The organism is Streptomyces phaeochromogenes (assembly GCF_001418655.1).
Taxonomy (GTDB): Bacteria; Actinomycetota; Actinomycetes; order Streptomycetales; family Streptomycetaceae; genus Streptomyces; species Streptomyces phaeochromogenes.
In genome coordinates, this window is the sequence record NZ_LIQZ01000298.1 from 1 (window position 1) to 16,570 (window position 16,570).

Below are 16,570 nucleotides of genomic sequence, written 5' to 3' on the forward strand. Positions count from 1 at the left end.
CACCCGCTGGCGGGCCAGGAGCAGCCGGGCGATGGTCATGCGCTGGCGTTCGCCGCCGGAGAGGCGGTAGCCGCGCTCGCCGACGACCGTGTCGAGGCCGTCGGGCAGGGAGTGCACGAGGTCGTCGAGGCGGGCCCGGCGTAGGACGTCCCACAGTTCCTCCTCGTCGGCGTCGGGCCGGGCGAGGAGCAGGTTGGCGCGGACCGAGTCGTGGAAGAGGTGGCCGTCCTGGGTGACCATGCCGAGGGTGGCCCGCATCGACTCGCGCCGACGAACATCATTGATGGTCAGGCAAACAACGCTGACGGGAATGGTTGAGGCCGGTGCTGATGTTCGACCTGCACCGCATTGTTGTTCGCAGCCATCCTTGCCCCTCCCTGACATCACCTCCTCGCCCACACTGTGGGCGGGTGTCCGACAACGAACGGCTCAACACCGTGCTGCGCGGCCTGGACCCGGCCGAGCGGCAGGTCGCCTTCGTGTACGCCGAGGGTGAAGGCGCCACCTGGACCGAGGTCGCCGCCGGCGCTGCGGATCCGGCCGCTTTCGGCAAACGCGTCCGGCGCAAGGCCAAACAGTTCGCCGCCGCACAGACCACCACGGTTCGCCCCGCGCCACGGCGCCGCAGAAGATTTCCAAGATTTATTGCCGGTCCGGCCAGCGCCTGACCGAGAAGGGACACCACCCCCTCCATCACAAGGAGCACCCCCGCGTGAGCCCCGTGTACGTCCCGATCCACCGAGCCATCCTCGTTGAAGCCGCCGGCGGTGACTTCCGCGTCATAGCGGCCGAGGACATCCCGACGGGCAAGGTTCCCACCGTTCAGGCACCCAGCCTCGGTGACCCCAGGTTCCTCGCACTCTCCCCCGGCCAGGAACTCATGGTGGTCGAGGCCGCCGACGGCCTGCACAGGACCAACGTGCACCGGGGGCGCGCCGTGGAGCGCACCGTGCCGTCCGTCCGCTACGGCCATCCGGACCTGCTGCATGCCTGCACCGTGCGTTCGGTGGTCAGCGGCGGCATGCCCGTGCGGCGCTCCGGGATCGCCGCCGACTGGGTTGAGCCTCTCGCGGCTCATACGCTGGTGCTGCCGCGCAGCGACCGCTGGAACCAGGCCCTGACCACCGCGCTGCTCGGGGACTGGTGCGCCCCGCTGCTGACCGACGGCTTCCTGCGCGACACCGCCCTGGGCGCGCTGAAGGCGGAGGCCCGTACGGTGCACCGGCAGTTGGTGCCGGTGTGGCGGAGGCGGACCCGGCACGGGCGGGTGCTGTCCCTGGACGCCGACCTCGGTGACGGGCTGTCGCTGTACGACCTCGTCGCCACCGACGTGGACCTGCTCGCCCACACTGCGGGCGGCGTGTTCGAGGACGAACGGCTCAACACCGTGCTCCGCGGCCTGGAGCCGGCCGAGCGGCACGTCGTGTACGCATACACCGACGGCGAAGGCGCGACCTGGATGGAGGCCGCGGCCGCCGCCGGCGCCGCTGACCCGGACGCCTTCGGCGAACGTGTGCGCCGAAAGGCCAAACGACTCGCCAAGGAACAGGCCCGCCGCATGGCGCAGAGTCGGGACCGACGGTAGTTCCCAAGATTCTTTGCCGGTGATGGTGGAGGCCGGGACCGAGAGGTGAGCCCCTCTCGTCGAAGGAACCCCACCATCATGATTGTTCTGATTGTCCTTGCCCTGGTCATCCTGGCGCTGATTGTCTGGCGGGCCATGGACAAGGTCCAGGAGGCCGACGTTGCCGGGATCGTCAGGGCCGCTCTCGCGGCGATCACGACGCTCGTCCTCGCCTACGTGGCCATGCGCGTCGTACCGCCCGAGGCGGTGCCCGACATGCTGCACATGGCCCTCAAAGCCCTTAGGGCGGCTTGACCGTAGCCGGTCACCTGATCTTCTCAGCAGGCGCCCGCTGCGAGGACCTGGACGCCGTAGCTGCCGAGCTGAACGCCAGGCCCAGGGAGGCGCTCGCGAGCCCTTCACCAACCTGCGGAAGAACGACTCCAACAAGCCCCGCATTGCGATGAGTTGCGGAGCAGGTTGGTCAGTCGGAGGTGCTCAGCAGGGAGCGGTGACCTTGCCGCCTACGGGTCAGGGCGCTTATGAGCCGACTTGCCCCCTGCCGTTGTTGGCCCGCCCGCTCACGACAGTTCCTCAGGAGGAACCCGTCCGGTTAAAGATCAATGCACGTAGCTCGGCTGCCGTGCCACCAGGGTGACTCTCGAAATCGTCGGCAGGCGACTCCAATCACTCATGTCCCATCCCTTGACGCCGTTCGCGAATCGGGCAGATCGTGACTGTTCGCCTATCGCTCCGCGGGAAGGGGACCGTATGTCCTTCACCTGGCGTTACCTCGTACGCCCCGACGGGTCCTTCAGCCGCATGGGGAACATCGACGGCAGCCTCGACAACCTCAGCGACGAAGAACTCGACCGCCTGCGCCCCGACGATCGCGATGACGACGAACCGCCGGCCCGGCTCTGCTCCCGCTGCGGAGCCGACCTCCTCCTGCACTGGCACGGCCCGCTGACGATCGGTGTGTGGATGGAGCTCTGCGTGGCCTGCGACGCGCACCGTCCCGCCGCCCGCGCCTTCATCCGCTGGCACCGCGACCCCGACCGCGACCCGGCCGCGCTCCCCCACCTGTTCGAGGACTGGGAGACCGAGACGATGCACGCTCACGGCTGGGCCCGCGCCCAGGAACCCGAGGTTCCCTTCAGTCCGCCTGCCCCGCCCGGCCTCACACCGCGCGGACGAGGCTGAACACGACGTCGTGGTCTCGAACCCCGCGGCCGTCCGCATGGTGCCGTCGGCGTGGTGAAGCGGAGCAGTCTAAAGCGCGGCCAGACCTCAGCTGACGTGTCGCAAGGGACCCAGGCAGTCGTATGGCCGCTCGTGCTCGCCAAACCACAAGTGCGGAGCGTGGGCCTGTGCCGCCGCGGCAAGTTCCCGGCGGCTGGCGGGCGTCGGGATGGCGAGGCGGTAGCGGTGTTCCGGAAGGCCCGGGCGCAGAGCTTCCGCCGGCACCACCAGCGACCTCAGCAGCGGATCGGAGGGGGTTACGTCATCGGACGGGCAGAGCTCCAGGCTCATGATCTTCCGGCCGTTCTTGGCATCTCCCTTGGATGCCCAGTACACGCCGACTCCGGCCAGTGACGCCCATGGAATGACCGCGTGTTGCTCCCGACCGTGCCACCACCACGCCCCGTATGCGTCAAGGACGAGCCGGGTAGTGCGCCCCACCCACAGCGTCCGGGCAATCCGTAGCGCCAGCCCTCCCAGCAGGAGCAGCCACACGCCCCCCAGGATCCAGCTCCCGGTGCGCTGGCCCTCTTGCACCGCGCCGATGACCAGGGGAAGCAGGCCAAGGCACAACAGGAAGACCGAGCCTGGCAGTCCAGTACGCAACTGCCGCATCCCGAAGCGGAGAACGGTGGCGTCGGGGGCAGGTGATGACGGGGCTGGAAGGGACACGACACAGAGCGTAGTGGCAAGCCGCGCGAGGGTGGATCCTGCGCGGTCGCGTCGCGTCTGCGTCCCCTCCGGCCGTACGGCTTGCCCTCGATGGCGGCCGCGCTACGGGCGCCGGGCGGCTGGTGCCGTCGGGCAGGCGATCGCCGGGAACGCCGCCATGTACTCGTCGGCGGTGAACGTCACTCAGCGCCGGTCCCGGACCGCAGTCGGCTCCTTCCCGGCATCGCCATCCACGATGGCGCAGGCCCGTAGGCGTGGAGTCTGGCTCTCGGGATGTTCGAGTACTTTTCGGGGGAGGCCGGGTGGGCAACCGGGGCGGCCGGGTCAGGACGCGGCTGGGCCGCCGCTCCGCAGAGCGGTACGGCGGCGCTGCTCGGCGGCCATCCGCTTGGTCTTGCGCCGGACCCGTTCGCCGAAGGCCACCGGGTCGGCGGTGCCGGCGGACGCGGCGGCTTCCATCCAGGTGGTCCTCTCACCCTCCGTGTACGCGTACACGTACGCGTACGCGTACGCGTACGCGACCTGCTGTTCGTCCGGCGTCAGGGCTTGCAGGACGCGATTGAGCCGCTCGTCGGCGAACACCCGGCCCGGTGTCCGCGCCAGCAGGTCGACGTCGGCGGCGACCAGGTCCTACAGCGACAGCCCGTCCCCCAGGCTCGCGTCCAGCGACAGCGACCGCCCGTACCGGTTGCCCCGCCGGAAGATCGGCGTCAGGTCCTTGTGCAGGCTGCGAGCCTCAGCCCTCAGCCCTCAGCGCCCCGACCGCGGTGTCGGGCTAGTGTCCGGTGAGCACCAGCGGATCGGCCCAGCTGCCCATCAAAGCCGTCGACACCGCTTCGGCCCACTGATCACTGCAGGGCACCACCAGTACCTTGGCGGCGAATTCGTCCACGAGCGCTCGTTCCGTTCGGCCGGGCTCCGCCTCGATCGCGCCGCTGATCCTGCCCCGCAGATACAGCGACCGCGCCAGGTCCGACTCCGGGCAGTGCTGGTGGTCGACGCGGTCGGCCGGAGGGCGGTCGGACAAGCGCATGCCGTCTCCGGCGGAGACCGCGACGACCAGGACGACCGCACGCTGCCGTTCGGTGCGTTCGGCCGTGACGGGCTGGAAAATCGGCGCGACGCGTTCCTTCGGAAACCTGGCTGACCAGCAGGTGTGTGTGGCGAAGCCTTCGTGGCTGGGCTGTTGGTTCACGGGAGTACTCCTTCGGCGAACTGAACGAATACCTCTCGGTCCCGGGCGCGTGGTCTACCGGCAAAAAGCCTTGCCCGCATGCCCGCATGCCCGCGGCCCCGGCCAGAGCCTGCTTACGAGCCTTCGGGGAAGGTACAGGCGGACCGCCTTCTCTCCACTCCGCTTGTCAACTTCCTCTCAACCACGACGGGTTCGACCGGTATCGTTGCAAATAGACGTGGTGGATGCCTCTCTCTGGGGCCTCGCCGGGCGGGCCCCTCTCCCCGCTCGCCTGTCGGCCTCGGACGGGTGCAAGTGGCCGTGGCGCAACGGCAAGGGAGACTTGATCATGAGTAACGGCGACAGGCGACAGGACTCTCCTGCCAGCCCTCCGGTCGACGGTGAGTCAATCAACGGTGGCACCTACGTCACTGGGGTTGTGAGTCCGAACTCCCACATCGTCGTCATCCCGGGTTCCTTCGAGTTGCGCCATCACGTCGAGCGGGTCGCCGCCATGACCATCGAACTTCTCGTGCGTATCGTGGATCTGCTGCAGGAGCACGAGGCGGAGTTCGGCGAGTCCGACGCCGCCGGGGAACTGCAGTGCCTGTGGGCGGAGTTGGAGCAGCTCGAACCGCAGCAGGACGTCCTGGAGCGAGCCCTCGAGCGCCTGGGCACGATCGTCTACCCGGTGCCCGAGCTCACCGGTGCAGTCCGCTTGCTCGCGTCCTGGGTGCACGGCCTGATGGAGCACGGCCTTGGGTAAAATGACTTCATCTGGGCTCAGATGTCGGACCTGCTGAGGCAGGGCAGGCCACCAGCGGCGCGTTCCCTGGACGGATGGAAGCGGGCGAGCAGGGTGTCCGGGGCGGATGTCGCGCCGCTTCCCGTCACGATCTACCTGTCGGACGAAACGCCGCACCGCGACGTCGAGGCCGCCGTGGAAGAACTCCTGGCAACCGCCGGGCTGGCCGTCCTCGACCGCGACGACCCCGTCATTGGGTCCTGGTTCCGACGGATGCGGGCCACCATGTCCCGCGCCGCACAGTCGCAGGTCGTCCGCGAGAGTGCCCTGACAGCCGCACACATCGCTGACGCACGCCTGGTCCTGGGCCAGGACGCAACCATCACCGCGACCATGATGCAGAATGTGGGCCCAGTCCTGGCTTCCCTTCAGCCCACCAAGGATGCGGTCGTGCGCATCGGCGCCATCTTGATCGTCAAAGTCGACTGGGAAGTCAGGGTCCTCCAGCTCACCGCCGCCCAACAGGCAGTCCTGGACCACCAGCCGCAACTCGCCACCTCACCACGCGACGTGATCGGCGCCATCGGCCTGCTCACTGCGTCGGACAGCCGAACAACCCCGGAACCAGCACCACAGGTAGCCGGAGATCGCTAGCCCGGGTCAGAGCCAGCCCGGCAGCCCTCCACCACATCTGTCGGCGCGATCCCGCGTCGACAACCTCGGTGCGTCCAGACGGGCTGTCGCAGCCGCCCCAGCAGCAAGTGCAGAGCTCAGACCGTGTCCGTAAGGGCCTGCCTGAGCGCCGAGAGTTCACCACCGGTGGTGAACTCCTTACTTGTCGTTGCGGGTGTGGTTGGTGACCCAGTTGGGATCGCGTACGGGCGCCGGCCCTCGTGCCTCGGTGGCCGGAGCGCGCAGCAGGCGCTAGCTGGTGCGCGGCGCGGTCACGGCGTGGACCAGGAAGACGACGGCCTGGCGGCCGGTCCCGCCTCCGATCCACGCCCCGGTGAACTGGACCTGATCGGCAGCCCAGTTGCCCAGCCGGTCCAGGGCCGGAGCCGACCGAGCAGATAGCCGGCCGCGAGGCCGGCGACCAGTGTGACAGCCGCGGCGACGATGACCCAACTCATCGCAGCCGCCTGTAGGGTTCCAGAAGTGACGTACAGCATCTGACCAGGCACTTTGCGACTCCCAGGCGATCACGACAAGCTCGGACCCCATGGCACTGCGCATGCTCTACCTGGTCTTCCTCCGACTCCTCGGACTGCTTCTGCTGCTCTCCCGCTCGCAGCAGACCAAGGACGCCGAGCTGCTCGCGCTGCGCCACGAGAACGCGGTGCTGCGCCGCCAGCTCGGCGTGCGGCCACACCTCACCTGGCCGGACCGCGCAGTGCTCGCCGCCCTCGCCCGGCACCTACCCTCCCGGCTGCGCCGACACCGCCTGTTCACACCCGGCACCCTGCTCACCTGGCACCGGCGGCTACTGCGCTGGAAGTGGAAGCAGAAACCCGCACGGACCGGCCGCCCGCCGATCTCCGAGGAACTCACCGCCCTGATCCTGCGCCTGGCCCGTGAGAACCCGACCTGGGGCTCGGCCCGTATCCAGGGCGAGCTGCGGCGCCTGGGCCACCGCGTCGGCGCCTCCACCATCCGACGCATCCTGCGCAGCGCCGGCCTCGGCCCCGCACCCCGACGAAGCCGCGGCGCCCCGACCTGGCGCGAGTTCGTACGCGCCCAGGCCTCCGGCCTGTTCGCCGCCGACTTCTTCCACGTGGACACCGCCGCGCTGACCAGGCTGTACGCCTTCGTGGTCATGGAGGTCGGCACCCGTACCGTGCACATCCTCGGCGTCACCGCCCACCCGACCGCAGCCTGGGCCACCCAGCTCTCGAGGAACTTCCTCGCCAACCTCGCAGACCGCGCCGCAGGCTTCTGCTACCTGCTACGCGACCGCGACAGCCGCTACACCCAGTCGTTCGATGCCGTCTTCACCGCCGACGGCATCGAGATCCTGAAGAGCGCGCCACAGACACCGCGGATGAACGCCCACGTGGAGAGGTTCATCCGCAGCGTGCGGGCCGAGTGCACCGACCGGATGCTGATCTACAACGAGCAACACGCACGGCGTGTCCTCGCCGAATACGCCGAGCACTACAACTCCGGAAGGCCGCACCGGGCCCTGCACCTTCGCGCACCAGCCGACGATCCGGACGTCATCCCCTTCCCCGCCCAGCACATCCAGCGCCACGACGTCCTCAGTGGGCTCATCCACGAGTACCGCGACACAGCCTGACGAAGATCACGACAGTCTGGCGAACGCCCAGCTCAACGCATGTGCGGGACTTTTGGCACCCAACAGTCCTCATCGCGGTGACCGTCACCACCCTGCTGGTCTTCCTGTGGTTCCAGGAAGCCGAGGCGACGCTTTACACGCTGGTGTTCATCCCGCACTTCTTCTGTTCCCTGTGGGCGCTGTGGGTGGTCGTCCGGGAGAAGATCTGGCGCGGCACTCCGTACCCGACGAGGATCGCGGCGGGCGTGGCGGGCACGGCGATCCTGGCCGGGGTGAACTTTGTCTATTCCTCCCTGTACCAGCCGAAGGCCGCACCGACGAACCTGGCGCTCCAGGTGCTGTACAAACCCCGCGGATGGACCGCGAACGACCCCTCGTCCACCGGCAGGCAGCGGTGTACGAGATACCTGCTCGCGCCGGGAGCACAGTGCGACATGTGCAGCAGCAACGACCATACTGGTCTGGCCTTGATCTTCCACAGAACGGTTCCATGACTAAGAACAGCAGCTCTACGACGACCATCCCCAACACCGTGTGGCTGGCACGCGGGTGCCATCCCGGGCCCGAACCCGAGCAGGACGTCCGGCGCAACTTGATCGCCCTCAAGGCAGCCGGAGTCCTCGACGATTTCCTGGACCTCGACCCCGTAGAGGCGGCCCGCTCCACCGTCCTGCACCCGCGGGAGGAGTCCGCCGGCCCCGGCCCGTCCGCCCGTCGACTCTTCGAGGCCCGCTGGCGCGTGGCCGACAGCACCATGGTGCGTGCACAGTTGACCACTTACGAGCATGAGACCCGTCGTGCGGACAACGAAGGAATCACCTGGGTCCTGGCCGCCGAAGCGGAGCTGGCGTGGAACCCCCGATGGCCCTCGCCCGCCACCATGTTCTGGCCCGACAGCGACCGAATTGCCTGGGACCACGACCTGCTACCCGGAGTGCGGCTGCGGGCGGCGAACTACCTGCCGAAGGACCAGAGCGAGATGCGCCGCCGCCTGCGGGATCACTCCCGCAACACGTGGTACATCCATGTCGTGGTGCATGAGGCCATGACGCCGGACGCGAAGGGGAAGCAGCCGGTCTCCGCGTTCCTGCCGCCAAGCCTGCGGCACCAGGTGGTCGAGCACCGGGCCACACCGGCGCAGGCACAGGTTGCCGACTTCGCGATGAAACGGGAGCTGAATGTGCGGATGCCACGCGGCGGCGCCGTCGTCCTGCCCACGCAGCCGCACAGCCCGCACTACAACGCGGAGCACTTCACGGTGCACAGTGTGTTCCTGGACGGCTCCGAGCCAACAGAACTTTCCGACCTCATCGAAGAGTTCGCCAAGCTGCCGCGGCCACTACCCGAAGGCGCTGAGCAGGCCCTGACACAGCTGCGCCAGGGCTGGCACCTGCTGACCCTCGACGAGGAACTGGCCCACGCCCAGGGCCTGGTCATCAAATACGCCCAAGCACTCGATGCCATGACAAAGACCTGTGATCTCTACCAGGAGGCGGCCGAAGCAGCCCACGCCGCACTGGCCGAGTTCACAGGCGGTGACGGTTCGCCCCGGCCGCCCGTGCCAGGGACGGCCAAGACGGGCAGCTCACCGCTAAACGCCATCAGGAAGGGACTCGGCCGCTTCCGAGACCCAAACGAGTAATTGTCAAGAGTTGTGGGTCAGCAGCGGCTCACCATGATTCGCGGTCCAGGTGCACGAGACCTTGGATGGTGCCCAGGCGGGTGTGGAGGGTGGGCTCTGAGGCCGGAGTGTTGGTGAGCAAGAGGACCCGGACTGCCGGGTGTTCCGGGGTGTAGAGGTCGTCCTAGCCGTCATCGCCGGGGATGGCGTTCGGTTGGATCTCGATGCGTCCGAAAGTGCTCCGGGCGAGGTGGTAGACGCCCCGGTAGTCACTTTCGCGCTCGGTGAAGACCACGTCGAGGTGGCCGGTGACGAGGCGGACCAGTTCACTCGCGGTGTGTGTGCTGGTGCCGTAGGTGTCGTAGCCGGTCATGGTGGCCCGACCCTATGCCGCGAGGGTTCTGGGGCGTTCGAGGAGCTCGCCGCGTTCGAAGCAGGCGCCAGCTCTCACCAGCGCAACGAGGTGGGGCGCGTTGACGGCTCGCCATCGTGCCTGGGCGGACTCGACGAGCTTGAACACCATCGCCAGGGCGGCCGCGCGGGAGCCGGCACCTTTGGTGACCTTCGTCCGCAGCCGCACGGTCGCGAAGGTCGACTCGATCGGGTTCGTGGTGCGCAGATGGATCCAGTGCTCGGCGGGGAAGTCGTAGAAGGCCAGCAGTTCGGCCTCATCGTCCGTGATCTTCTTGACGGCCTTGGGGAACTTCGCCTTGTACGCTTCTCGAGCGCTTTGACCGCCCTGGCCGCGTGTTCCTTGTCCTCGGTGTTGTAGATGTCCTGGATGGCCTTCTTCGCCGCGGGCTGGGCCGACTTGGGCAGGCCGTCCGCGATGGTGATCCGGTCGTCCTGGGTGAGGAAACGTGGGGACACCGGGCCGGGGTCAGGAACGATCATGCTTCCAGCATCAATGAACCACAGTGATCCGCAGCTGGTTGAGACCCCTACCGCACGGGCAGCGGCGGCACCCTTGAGACCTTCTCGCAGCAGCTCGAAGTACCGCCTTTTCACCGAACTCGACAACTTGTCGGGAGGGTACCTCGGCATCCGAACGTCTCCTTCAGAAGCGTTCGCGACCACCGATAGAACTCAAGCCGTCTATCCGGTGGTCTTCATCGACGCCATCCACGTGAAAATTCGTGACGGCGCGGTCGCCAACCGGCCCATCTACGTGGCCCTGGCCGTCACCACCGAGGGCCGGCGGGAAATCCTGGGGGTGTGGGCGGGCGACGGCGGCGAGGGTGCCAAACACTGGCTGCACATCCTCACCGAGATCAAGAACCGCGGCGTCAGCGACGTCCTCATGCTGGTCTGCGACGGGCTCAAGGGTCTGCCCGAGGCGGTGGAGACCGTCTGGCCGCAGACGATCGTGCAGACCTGCGTGGTGCAGCTGCTGCGGAACTCCTTCCGCTATGCCGCCCGCCAGGACTGGGACAAGATCGCCAAGCTTCTCGAGCCCGTCTACACCGCTCCCACCGAAGAGGCCGCTCTGGACCGGTTCGCCGAGTTCGCCGATGCCTGGGGCCGGAAGTACCCGGCGATCGTAAAGCTGTGGGAGAACGCCTGGGAGGAGTTCACTCCGTCCCTGCGGTTCGACACCGAGATCCGCCGCATCGTCCGCACGGCGAACGCGATCGAGTCGGTGAACGCGCGGATCCGCCGGGCGGTCAAGGCCCGCGGACACTATCCCAACGAGCAGGCTGCGTTGAAATGCGTCTACATGGCGATCCTGTCGCTTGATCCCACCGGCAAAGGTCAGGCCCGCTGGACCATGCGCTGGAAGACCGCGCTGAACGCCTTCGACATCACCTTCGACGGCCGCCTCTCAGCAGCCCGTCAGTAACCCCAACTACCCCAGTTACACCGCTCGTTTGACAGACCCGACGAGGGTCTCTGTCGGGGTCGTGCGGACCGGGAGGTTGCCGTCGGCGTCATAGGCGTAGCGGGTCAGTTCGCTACCGCTGGTCCTGATGGTTTTGAGGCTCGACAGCTGGACCAGCTTGGTCCAGGTGTAGTCGACGGTGGTCTTGGCCGCGGCGGTTGTCCCCTGCTCGATGCGCTGGAGCATCGTGCCATCGGTGTCGTAGGTGAAGGTGTCCGTGCGGTTGGTGGTGGTACCGGTCCTGTCGAAGATCTTGCGGACACCGTGCGGCCAGTCCGCGTTGGCTGGCGTCCAGGTACCGGCACCGTCGTAGCCGAGGTAGAGATCGTCGCGCAGGGTGGCGGTGCCGACCGAGCTGGTGTCCGTGGTCGACTGCAGATTGCCCATACGGTCGTAGGTGTAGGCAGTCTGATAGGGCTCGTGCCCGTGTAGTCGGACGTGGTCTGTGCGGTGTTCGCGCAGATGCCTGCCGTAGGGCGTGCGTGAACGCCCGGGTCAGACGGCTCTGGTGGTCGTAGCGGAAGCACTGCGACTGGGCGCTCTGGCCGGTGGCCTGCCCCCGCAGCTCTGTTACCGAGCCTTACCCGTGGACACCATGTGATACCACTGATACCGTAGATACCATGTCGACTTCCAAGGCCATGAGCCTGCGCTTCCGGGACCCCGAACAGCAGGCCGCCATCGTCGCCGCCGCCAGGCAGGCCGGAGTCAGCATCCAGGACTACATCCTGTCCGCCGCGTACGCCCGCGCGACTGCGGTGGAGGACAGCTTCCTCAAGGCGTTCAAGGACTCGATGGACCGCAGCGGGCATGCCTTCGCCGCCGAGCCCAGCACCGCCGACCCCGCACCCGAGCAGCGGGCCGCCGAACAGCAGGCCCGCCGCGAGATGGAGCCAGGCGAGCGGGGCCACGCCGCGTGAACCAGCCCGACCCCCAGCAGCCCCATCCCCTCGATGTGCCCTTCCTCCTGCACGCAGCCGAGCTCCTCGACGGTGACCCCCAGGTCGACGACTACGGCCCTCTCTACGCGGCCGTCGCCCGTGCCAACGCGCGGGCCATGCAACGCGACATCTACGGCTCCCTGTACCTGAAGGCCGCAGCCCTGCTGCAGACCCTGCTCAGACTGCCCGCACTGGAGCACTCCAACGACGCCTTCGCCTGGCACTCCTGCGAGGCCTACCTCGCCCTGAACGGCCGCCGCCTCACCTACCAGCCCAAGGACGCCGTGGCCCTGGTCCGCGACGCTGTGGCCACCACCATCGGCGTCGCCCAGATCGCCCGCCAACTGCGCACCTGGGACACCGCCTGAGGAACCCCTGAGGCCCCGCACGACCACCTCAGCCGAACTACTGACCTCTTCGGGTGTTGTCGAGGGTAACGCCTACAGATCGCTGCGGTAGGCCGGTGGAGGGCGGTACGCGCAGGGGGGCGGACTGACCGCAAGCAGTGGCGGTTTCGCGAGCGGATCCGGAATGAGGCCGGCGAGCGGTTCGCGCGCGGCGAGAAGACCCAGTGATCGCAAGAGATCTGCGGGTGAGCGAGCGGTCGGTGGAACGCTGGCGTCGTGCCTGGCGGCAGGGCGGGATGGACGCCCTCGCCTCCACGGGCCCGCCGAAACCTCCCAAACTCTCCGATGGCCAGTTCGCCGAGTTGGAGCAGGAGTTGGCGCTCGGGCCGGCCGAGCACGGCTGGGAGGACCAGCGGTGGGCCCTGGCCCGGATCAGAACACTGATCGCCTGGAAGAGTCCGACATCGACTGCTCGATGGCGGCGGTGTGGCGGCTGCCGCGGATCGCGCGGACCCTACCGGCCGAGCAGGCCCCCGAAACCACCGGCTGGTTGGAGGCGGGCGGCCTCCGGGGGCTTGTCGTCCTCACCTTCTGTCCCCTACTCGGGCTGGTTCCAGTGGGCTTCAAGGGCCGCTGCCACATCGGCCGGCTTCTGCAGCACGGGCCAGTGGTTGCAGTCGAGCCTCAGCATGCGGGACGCCCGCACAGCGGCGCCGAGCTTCTCACCGAACTCGATCTGGCAGGCCGGGTCGAGAACGCCCCAGAACACCAGGGCCGGGGCGGACAGGTTCGCCAGTGCCGGTTCCCACTCCGCCCCCATCGTCAGCGCGGAGCGGTAGAGCTTGAGGATGCTGTCCTTCATCGGTCCATCCACGTGACGGACCATCTGCTCGGCGAGTTCAGGGGGAACGTCGAACCCGGCCACCAGATCCTTGGCGAAGGACGTGGGCTCCAGCTCGTTCATGTAGCGGTCGCCATCGGCCGGGTCCTGCCAGGTCTTCGCCAGCGGGTGCCAGACGTACTGCGCACTGATCGGGCCGTTGCCACCCACCCAGGTACGAACCAGGTCAGGCCGTATCGATGCGATGCGTGCGGTGAAGATGCAACCCCAGTCGTGACCGACCAGGTCCACCGGTTCGCCGACCTGCTCAAGGCGTTCGACGAGCCAGTCGACGTACTCCTCCTTGGTGGAACCGAAGTCGGGCGACGGCGCCGCGCCGAAGCCGGGCAGATCCCAGGCCTCCACGTCACGGCGGGTCAGATGCCGGCGAACGCCGTCCCAGACACGGTGGGTGTCAGGGACGCCATGGATCAGGATGGCCGGCATGGTCGGTCCTTCACGGTAGGGGTCTGTGAGCGCTGGCGAAGAGGCTGACTCAACGGGCTGCCGGTGCGCGCGTCTGACGTTGCAGCACACTGTGCAACCATGTATCGAGATACCCGCAGGGAACATATCGCGTGTCACAACATGTTGTCACACGGTACTGGGTCCGCGACCGCTCCTTAACCATGCCCTGTCAATCCATGGTTGAGCACCGCATGGATCAGACCGCGGCATGCGCGGACCCTTGGTGACCGGCATCGACAAGACCGCACCCAAGGAGCACGCGATGAAAGATGTGACCGTTCCCGATCTGCACGGAAAGCTCGCCGTGGTGACCGGCGCGAGCGACGGCATCGGCCTCGGGATGGCCGAACGGCTCGCCCGCGCCGGCGCCGACGTCGTTCTCCCGGTCCGCAACGCGGCCAAAGGCGCCGCAGCTCTTGAGCGGATCCGGACCCAGGCGCCCGGGGCGAACGTCTCCACCCGCGTCCTCGACCTCGCTTCCCTGACATCGGTAGCAGTCCTCGCTGACACACTGTTGAAGGAGGGAAGGCCGGTCGGCCTATTGATCAACAACGCCGGAGTGATGGCACCGGCCACCCGGCACACGACAGCGGACGGCTACGAGCTGCAGTTCGGTACCAACCACCTCGGCCATGCGGCGCTCACCGGACGTCTGATGCCGTTGCTGCAAGCCGGCCAGGCCCGCGTGACCACCATCACCAGCAGTGCCGCACGCAGCGGCCGGATCGACTGGGACGACCTGCAGAGCGAGCGACGCTACGCACCGGTGCGCGCCTACAACTTCTCCAAGCTGGCCAACCTGCTGTTCGCCCTCGAACTGAACCGCCTCAGCACGGCGAACGGGTGGGGCATCGTCAGCAACGCCGCCCATCCCGGGACCACGTTGACGAACCTCTACGCGTCCGGTCCCAACCTCGGCCGCAGCCGCCCCGCTCCCCATGAAGCGATCATGAAGCGACTCGCCCGCTGGGGCGTATTCGTCCATTCAGCCGACGCCGGGATGCTTCCGCCGCTGTACGCGGCCACGAGCCCCGACGCCAGGGGCGGACTCCTCTACGGCCCTGACGGCTTCGGGCAGTTCACCGGTGGCCCGACCGAGCTGGCGATATACAAATCGGCCCGGAGCGAAGCAGACGCGGCGCGGCTCTGGCAGATCTCCGAGCGCCTGACCGGGGTTGAGTTCGCAGCCGCCTGACACGTCCGGCACCTGGCCAGATCTCCGTCATGAGAAGTGGCACGAAGTCTCACGAACAGGACACGCAGCAGTGGACAGAGTCGAATTGGCAACCTTCCTCAGGACACGGCGCGAGGCCCTTCAGCCGGAAGACGTGGGACTGCCACGTGGCCGGCGCCGAAGGACCGGCGGGCTACGCCGAGAGGAAGTCGCCGCGCTGAGTGACATGTCGGTCGACTACTACAGCCGGATCGAGCAGCCGCGAGGCCCCAACCCCTCGGAGCAGATGCTCGCCGCCCTCGCCCGCGGCCTGCATCTGTCTCTCGAGGAACGTGATCACCTCTTCCAACTCGCGGGCTACGCCTCTCCCCGGTCGGTACGGCGCGGCGATCACCTCAACCCGGGCATGATGCGCATCCTCGACCGGCTCGGGGACACTCCCGCGCAGGTGGTCAACCACCTGGGCGAGACGTTGAAGCAGACGGACCTGGCAGTGGCGCTATTGGGGGACGAGACCGCCTTCACCGGACGGGCCCGCAGTCTGCACTACCGGTGGTTCACCGATCCCTCCTCTCGGCTGATCCACTCCGAGAGCGACCACGCCACCCGGGGCCGCCAGCTGGTGGCGGACCTCTACGGCGCGTACGCGCGCGACGGCGGTGACTCCCGCACGGCCGATCTCGTCGACGCACTGCAGTCGGCGAGCCCAGAATTCGCGGCGCTCTGGTCCGAGCACCCGGTCCTCGGACCATACTGCGCGCCCAAACGCTTCCGGCACCCGCAGTTGGGGGACCTGGAACTGCACTGCCAGACGCTCGTCGACCCCGACCAGTCACAGCGGCTTCTGGTGTTCACCGCCGTACCCGGCACGGAGAGCCATACGAGCCTCCAGTTGCTCTCCGCCCTCGGCAGGTAGCGCGGACAGGCGAGACGCACGTCACACCCAATGTCCTGTCACACATCACGTGCCCACACGGTCAATAGTGTGTATCCGCACACGCCAAGGGAGATCACCGTGGAATCGCGTCTCGCCTCCTTCGGCCACCCCCTCGCGGGAAAGGTCCTGAAGCACATCAACTCGGCCGGCAAGGTGCTTTCGGACTCCACGCTGCCCGCCACGGTCCAGGAACTGGTGAAGATCCGCGCGAGTCAGATCAACGGCTGTGGCTTCTGCACCGACATGCACACCAAGGATGCCGTGCACGCCGGGAAGAGCACACAGCGTCTCCACCTCGTCGCGGCATGGCGCGAAGCCACGGGGTTCACCGAGGCGGAACGGGCCGCGCTGGAGCTGGCCGCGCAGGGTACCCGCATCACCGACGCGGCCGACGGTGTCACCGACGAGGCCTGGACGAATGCCGCCAAGCACTTCGACGAGGACCAGCTCGTCGCCCTCATTTCCCTGATCGCCGTCATCAACGCCTACAACCGCATCAACGTCATCGACCAGCAGCCTGCCGGGGACTACCAGCCCGGCCAGTTCGGCTAATCGACGCCTGCGTCACCGGGCTGTGCGCGGGGCTTGGCCGCCTCACAGCGCGGAGACCCTGGCCTCCTCGCAGTCCGGAAC

General features: G+C 67.8%; 20 protein-coding genes and 4 pseudogenes. 16 read left to right on the forward strand and 8 right to left on the reverse strand.

Features of this window, described 5'->3' with window-relative positions; all coding sequences use genetic code 11:
• Positions 1-345, reverse strand: a pseudogene (locus AOK17_RS33475) (ATP-binding cassette domain-containing protein); the annotation flags it as partial.
• 65 nt (positions 346-410) lie between these two features.
• Between AOK17_RS33475 and AOK17_RS33480 the strand changes: the two are divergent.
• The 4 genes from AOK17_RS33480 (at position 411) to AOK17_RS33495 (ending at position 2,767) form a co-directional block, all read left to right on the forward strand.
• Positions 411-668 carry a hypothetical protein gene (locus tag AOK17_RS33480; protein WP_055616339.1) on the forward strand — a complete coding sequence of 86 codons (258 nt, stop codon included), beginning with the start codon at positions 411-413 and terminating at the stop codon, positions 666-668.
• Between the two features lie 44 nt (positions 669-712).
• Positions 713-1,585, forward strand: a complete 873-nt coding sequence (locus AOK17_RS33485; protein ID WP_055616340.1) for a hypothetical protein — start codon at positions 713-715, stop codon at positions 1,583-1,585.
• A 78-nt stretch (positions 1,586-1,663) separates the two neighbouring features.
• The gene (locus tag AOK17_RS33490) at positions 1,664-1,879 is read left to right on the forward strand and encodes a hypothetical protein (RefSeq protein WP_055616341.1); all 216 of its coding nucleotides are present in this window, start codon (positions 1,664-1,666) and stop codon (positions 1,877-1,879) included.
• A 456-nt stretch (positions 1,880-2,335) separates the two neighbouring features.
• Positions 2,336-2,767 carry a DUF6300 family protein gene (locus AOK17_RS33495; RefSeq protein WP_055616342.1) on the forward strand — a complete coding sequence of 144 codons (432 nt, stop codon included), beginning with the start codon at positions 2,336-2,338 and terminating at the stop codon, positions 2,765-2,767.
• Positions 2,768-2,854: 87 nt separating this feature from the next.
• On the opposite strand, the gene AOK17_RS33500 is transcribed toward AOK17_RS33495, so the two are convergent.
• The 3 genes from AOK17_RS33500 to AOK17_RS33510 all read right to left on the reverse strand — a co-directional run bounded on the left by AOK17_RS33500 (position 2,855) and on the right by AOK17_RS33510 (position 4,673).
• A complete protein-coding gene (locus tag AOK17_RS33500; RefSeq protein WP_157881443.1) occupies positions 2,855-3,478 on the reverse strand; it encodes a hypothetical protein in 624 nt (207 codons plus the stop codon).
• Positions 3,479-3,802: 324 nt separating this feature from the next.
• Positions 3,803-4,060 (reverse strand): hypothetical protein, encoded by a 258-nt coding sequence (locus AOK17_RS33505; protein WP_055616344.1) that lies wholly within the window; start codon positions 4,058-4,060, stop codon positions 3,803-3,805.
• A 193-nt stretch (positions 4,061-4,253) separates the two neighbouring features.
• Positions 4,254-4,673, reverse strand: a complete 420-nt coding sequence (locus tag AOK17_RS33510) for a hypothetical protein (protein WP_055616345.1) — start codon at positions 4,671-4,673, stop codon at positions 4,254-4,256.
• Between the two features lie 418 nt (positions 4,674-5,091).
• Between AOK17_RS33510 and AOK17_RS33515 the strand changes: the two genes are divergently transcribed.
• From AOK17_RS33515 to AOK17_RS33535, 5 genes are all read left to right on the forward strand, one after another.
• A complete protein-coding gene (locus tag AOK17_RS33515; RefSeq protein ID WP_055616346.1) occupies positions 5,092-5,418 on the forward strand; it encodes a hypothetical protein in 327 nt (108 codons plus the stop codon).
• A 93-nt stretch (positions 5,419-5,511) separates the two neighbouring features.
• Entirely contained in the window at positions 5,512-6,051 is a 540-nt protein-coding gene (locus AOK17_RS33520) for a hypothetical protein (RefSeq protein WP_169801970.1), read from the forward strand.
• 565 nt (positions 6,052-6,616) lie between these two features.
• Positions 6,617-7,690, forward strand: a complete 1,074-nt coding sequence (locus AOK17_RS33525; protein ID WP_055616348.1) for an integrase core domain-containing protein — start codon at positions 6,617-6,619, stop codon at positions 7,688-7,690.
• A 77-nt stretch (positions 7,691-7,767) separates the two neighbouring features.
• Positions 7,768-8,184 carry a hypothetical protein gene (locus AOK17_RS33530; protein ID WP_055616349.1) on the forward strand — a complete coding sequence of 139 codons (417 nt, stop codon included), beginning with the start codon at positions 7,768-7,770 and terminating at the stop codon, positions 8,182-8,184.
• The gene (locus tag AOK17_RS33535) at positions 8,181-9,332 is read left to right on the forward strand and encodes a hypothetical protein (RefSeq protein ID WP_055616350.1); all 1,152 of its coding nucleotides are present in this window, start codon (positions 8,181-8,183) and stop codon (positions 9,330-9,332) included. Before AOK17_RS33530 ends, AOK17_RS33535 begins: the two co-directional genes overlap by 4 nt.
• Positions 9,333-9,495: 163 nt before the next feature.
• On the opposite strand, the gene AOK17_RS52690 is transcribed toward AOK17_RS33535, so the two are convergent.
• Both AOK17_RS52690 and AOK17_RS50295 read right to left on the reverse strand, forming a co-directional pair.
• The gene (locus tag AOK17_RS52690) at positions 9,496-9,684 is read right to left on the reverse strand and encodes a hypothetical protein (protein ID WP_245697536.1); all 189 of its coding nucleotides are present in this window, start codon (positions 9,682-9,684) and stop codon (positions 9,496-9,498) included.
• A 12-nt stretch (positions 9,685-9,696) separates the two neighbouring features.
• Positions 9,697-10,130 (reverse strand): annotated as a pseudogene (locus tag AOK17_RS50295) (transposase); the annotation flags it as partial.
• A gap of 274 nt (positions 10,131-10,404) precedes the next feature.
• On the opposite strand from AOK17_RS50295, the pseudogene AOK17_RS33550 reads away from it, so the two are divergent.
• A pseudogene (locus AOK17_RS33550) lies at positions 10,405-11,151 on the forward strand (IS256 family transposase); the annotation flags it as partial.
• 15 nt (positions 11,152-11,166) lie between these two features.
• Here the strand turns inward: AOK17_RS33550 and AOK17_RS33555 are convergent.
• Positions 11,167-11,577, reverse strand: coding sequence for a hypothetical protein (locus AOK17_RS33555; protein ID WP_055616351.1), 411 nt, complete (start codon positions 11,575-11,577; stop codon positions 11,167-11,169).
• Positions 11,578-11,813: 236 nt separating this feature from the next.
• Here AOK17_RS33555 and AOK17_RS33560 point away from each other — a divergent pair, with 236 nt between their 5' ends.
• From AOK17_RS33560 to AOK17_RS54090, 3 genes and pseudogenes are all read left to right on the forward strand, one after another.
• Positions 11,814-12,110 (forward strand): hypothetical protein, encoded by a 297-nt coding sequence (locus tag AOK17_RS33560; RefSeq protein WP_245697538.1) that lies wholly within the window; start codon positions 11,814-11,816, stop codon positions 12,108-12,110.
• Positions 12,107-12,499: a hypothetical protein gene (locus AOK17_RS33565; protein WP_055616352.1), complete on the forward strand. Its 393-nt coding sequence runs from the start codon at positions 12,107-12,109 to the stop codon at positions 12,497-12,499. The genes AOK17_RS33560 and AOK17_RS33565 overlap by 4 nt, the downstream gene beginning before the upstream one ends.
• Before the next feature lie 124 nt (positions 12,500-12,623).
• Positions 12,624-12,924, forward strand: a pseudogene (locus AOK17_RS54090) (helix-turn-helix domain-containing protein); the annotation flags it as partial.
• Positions 12,925-13,076: 152 nt separating this feature from the next.
• On the opposite strand, the gene AOK17_RS33570 reads toward AOK17_RS54090, so the two are convergent.
• Entirely contained in the window at positions 13,077-13,805 is a 729-nt protein-coding gene (locus AOK17_RS33570) for an alpha/beta fold hydrolase (RefSeq protein WP_055616353.1), read from the reverse strand.
• Between the two features lie 229 nt (positions 13,806-14,034).
• Here AOK17_RS33570 and AOK17_RS33575 point away from each other — a divergent pair, with 229 nt between their 5' ends.
• The 3 genes from AOK17_RS33575 (at position 14,035) to AOK17_RS33585 (ending at position 16,489) form a co-directional block, all read left to right on the forward strand.
• Entirely contained in the window at positions 14,035-15,021 is a 987-nt protein-coding gene (locus AOK17_RS33575; RefSeq protein WP_245697540.1) for an SDR family oxidoreductase, read from the forward strand.
• Between the two features lie 70 nt (positions 15,022-15,091).
• Entirely contained in the window at positions 15,092-15,916 is an 825-nt protein-coding gene (locus AOK17_RS33580; protein ID WP_055616354.1) for a helix-turn-helix transcriptional regulator, read from the forward strand.
• Positions 15,917-16,015: 99 nt separating this feature from the next.
• A complete protein-coding gene (locus AOK17_RS33585) occupies positions 16,016-16,489 on the forward strand; it encodes a carboxymuconolactone decarboxylase family protein (protein WP_055616355.1) in 474 nt (157 codons plus the stop codon).
• Positions 16,490-16,570 lie beyond the last annotated feature (81 nt).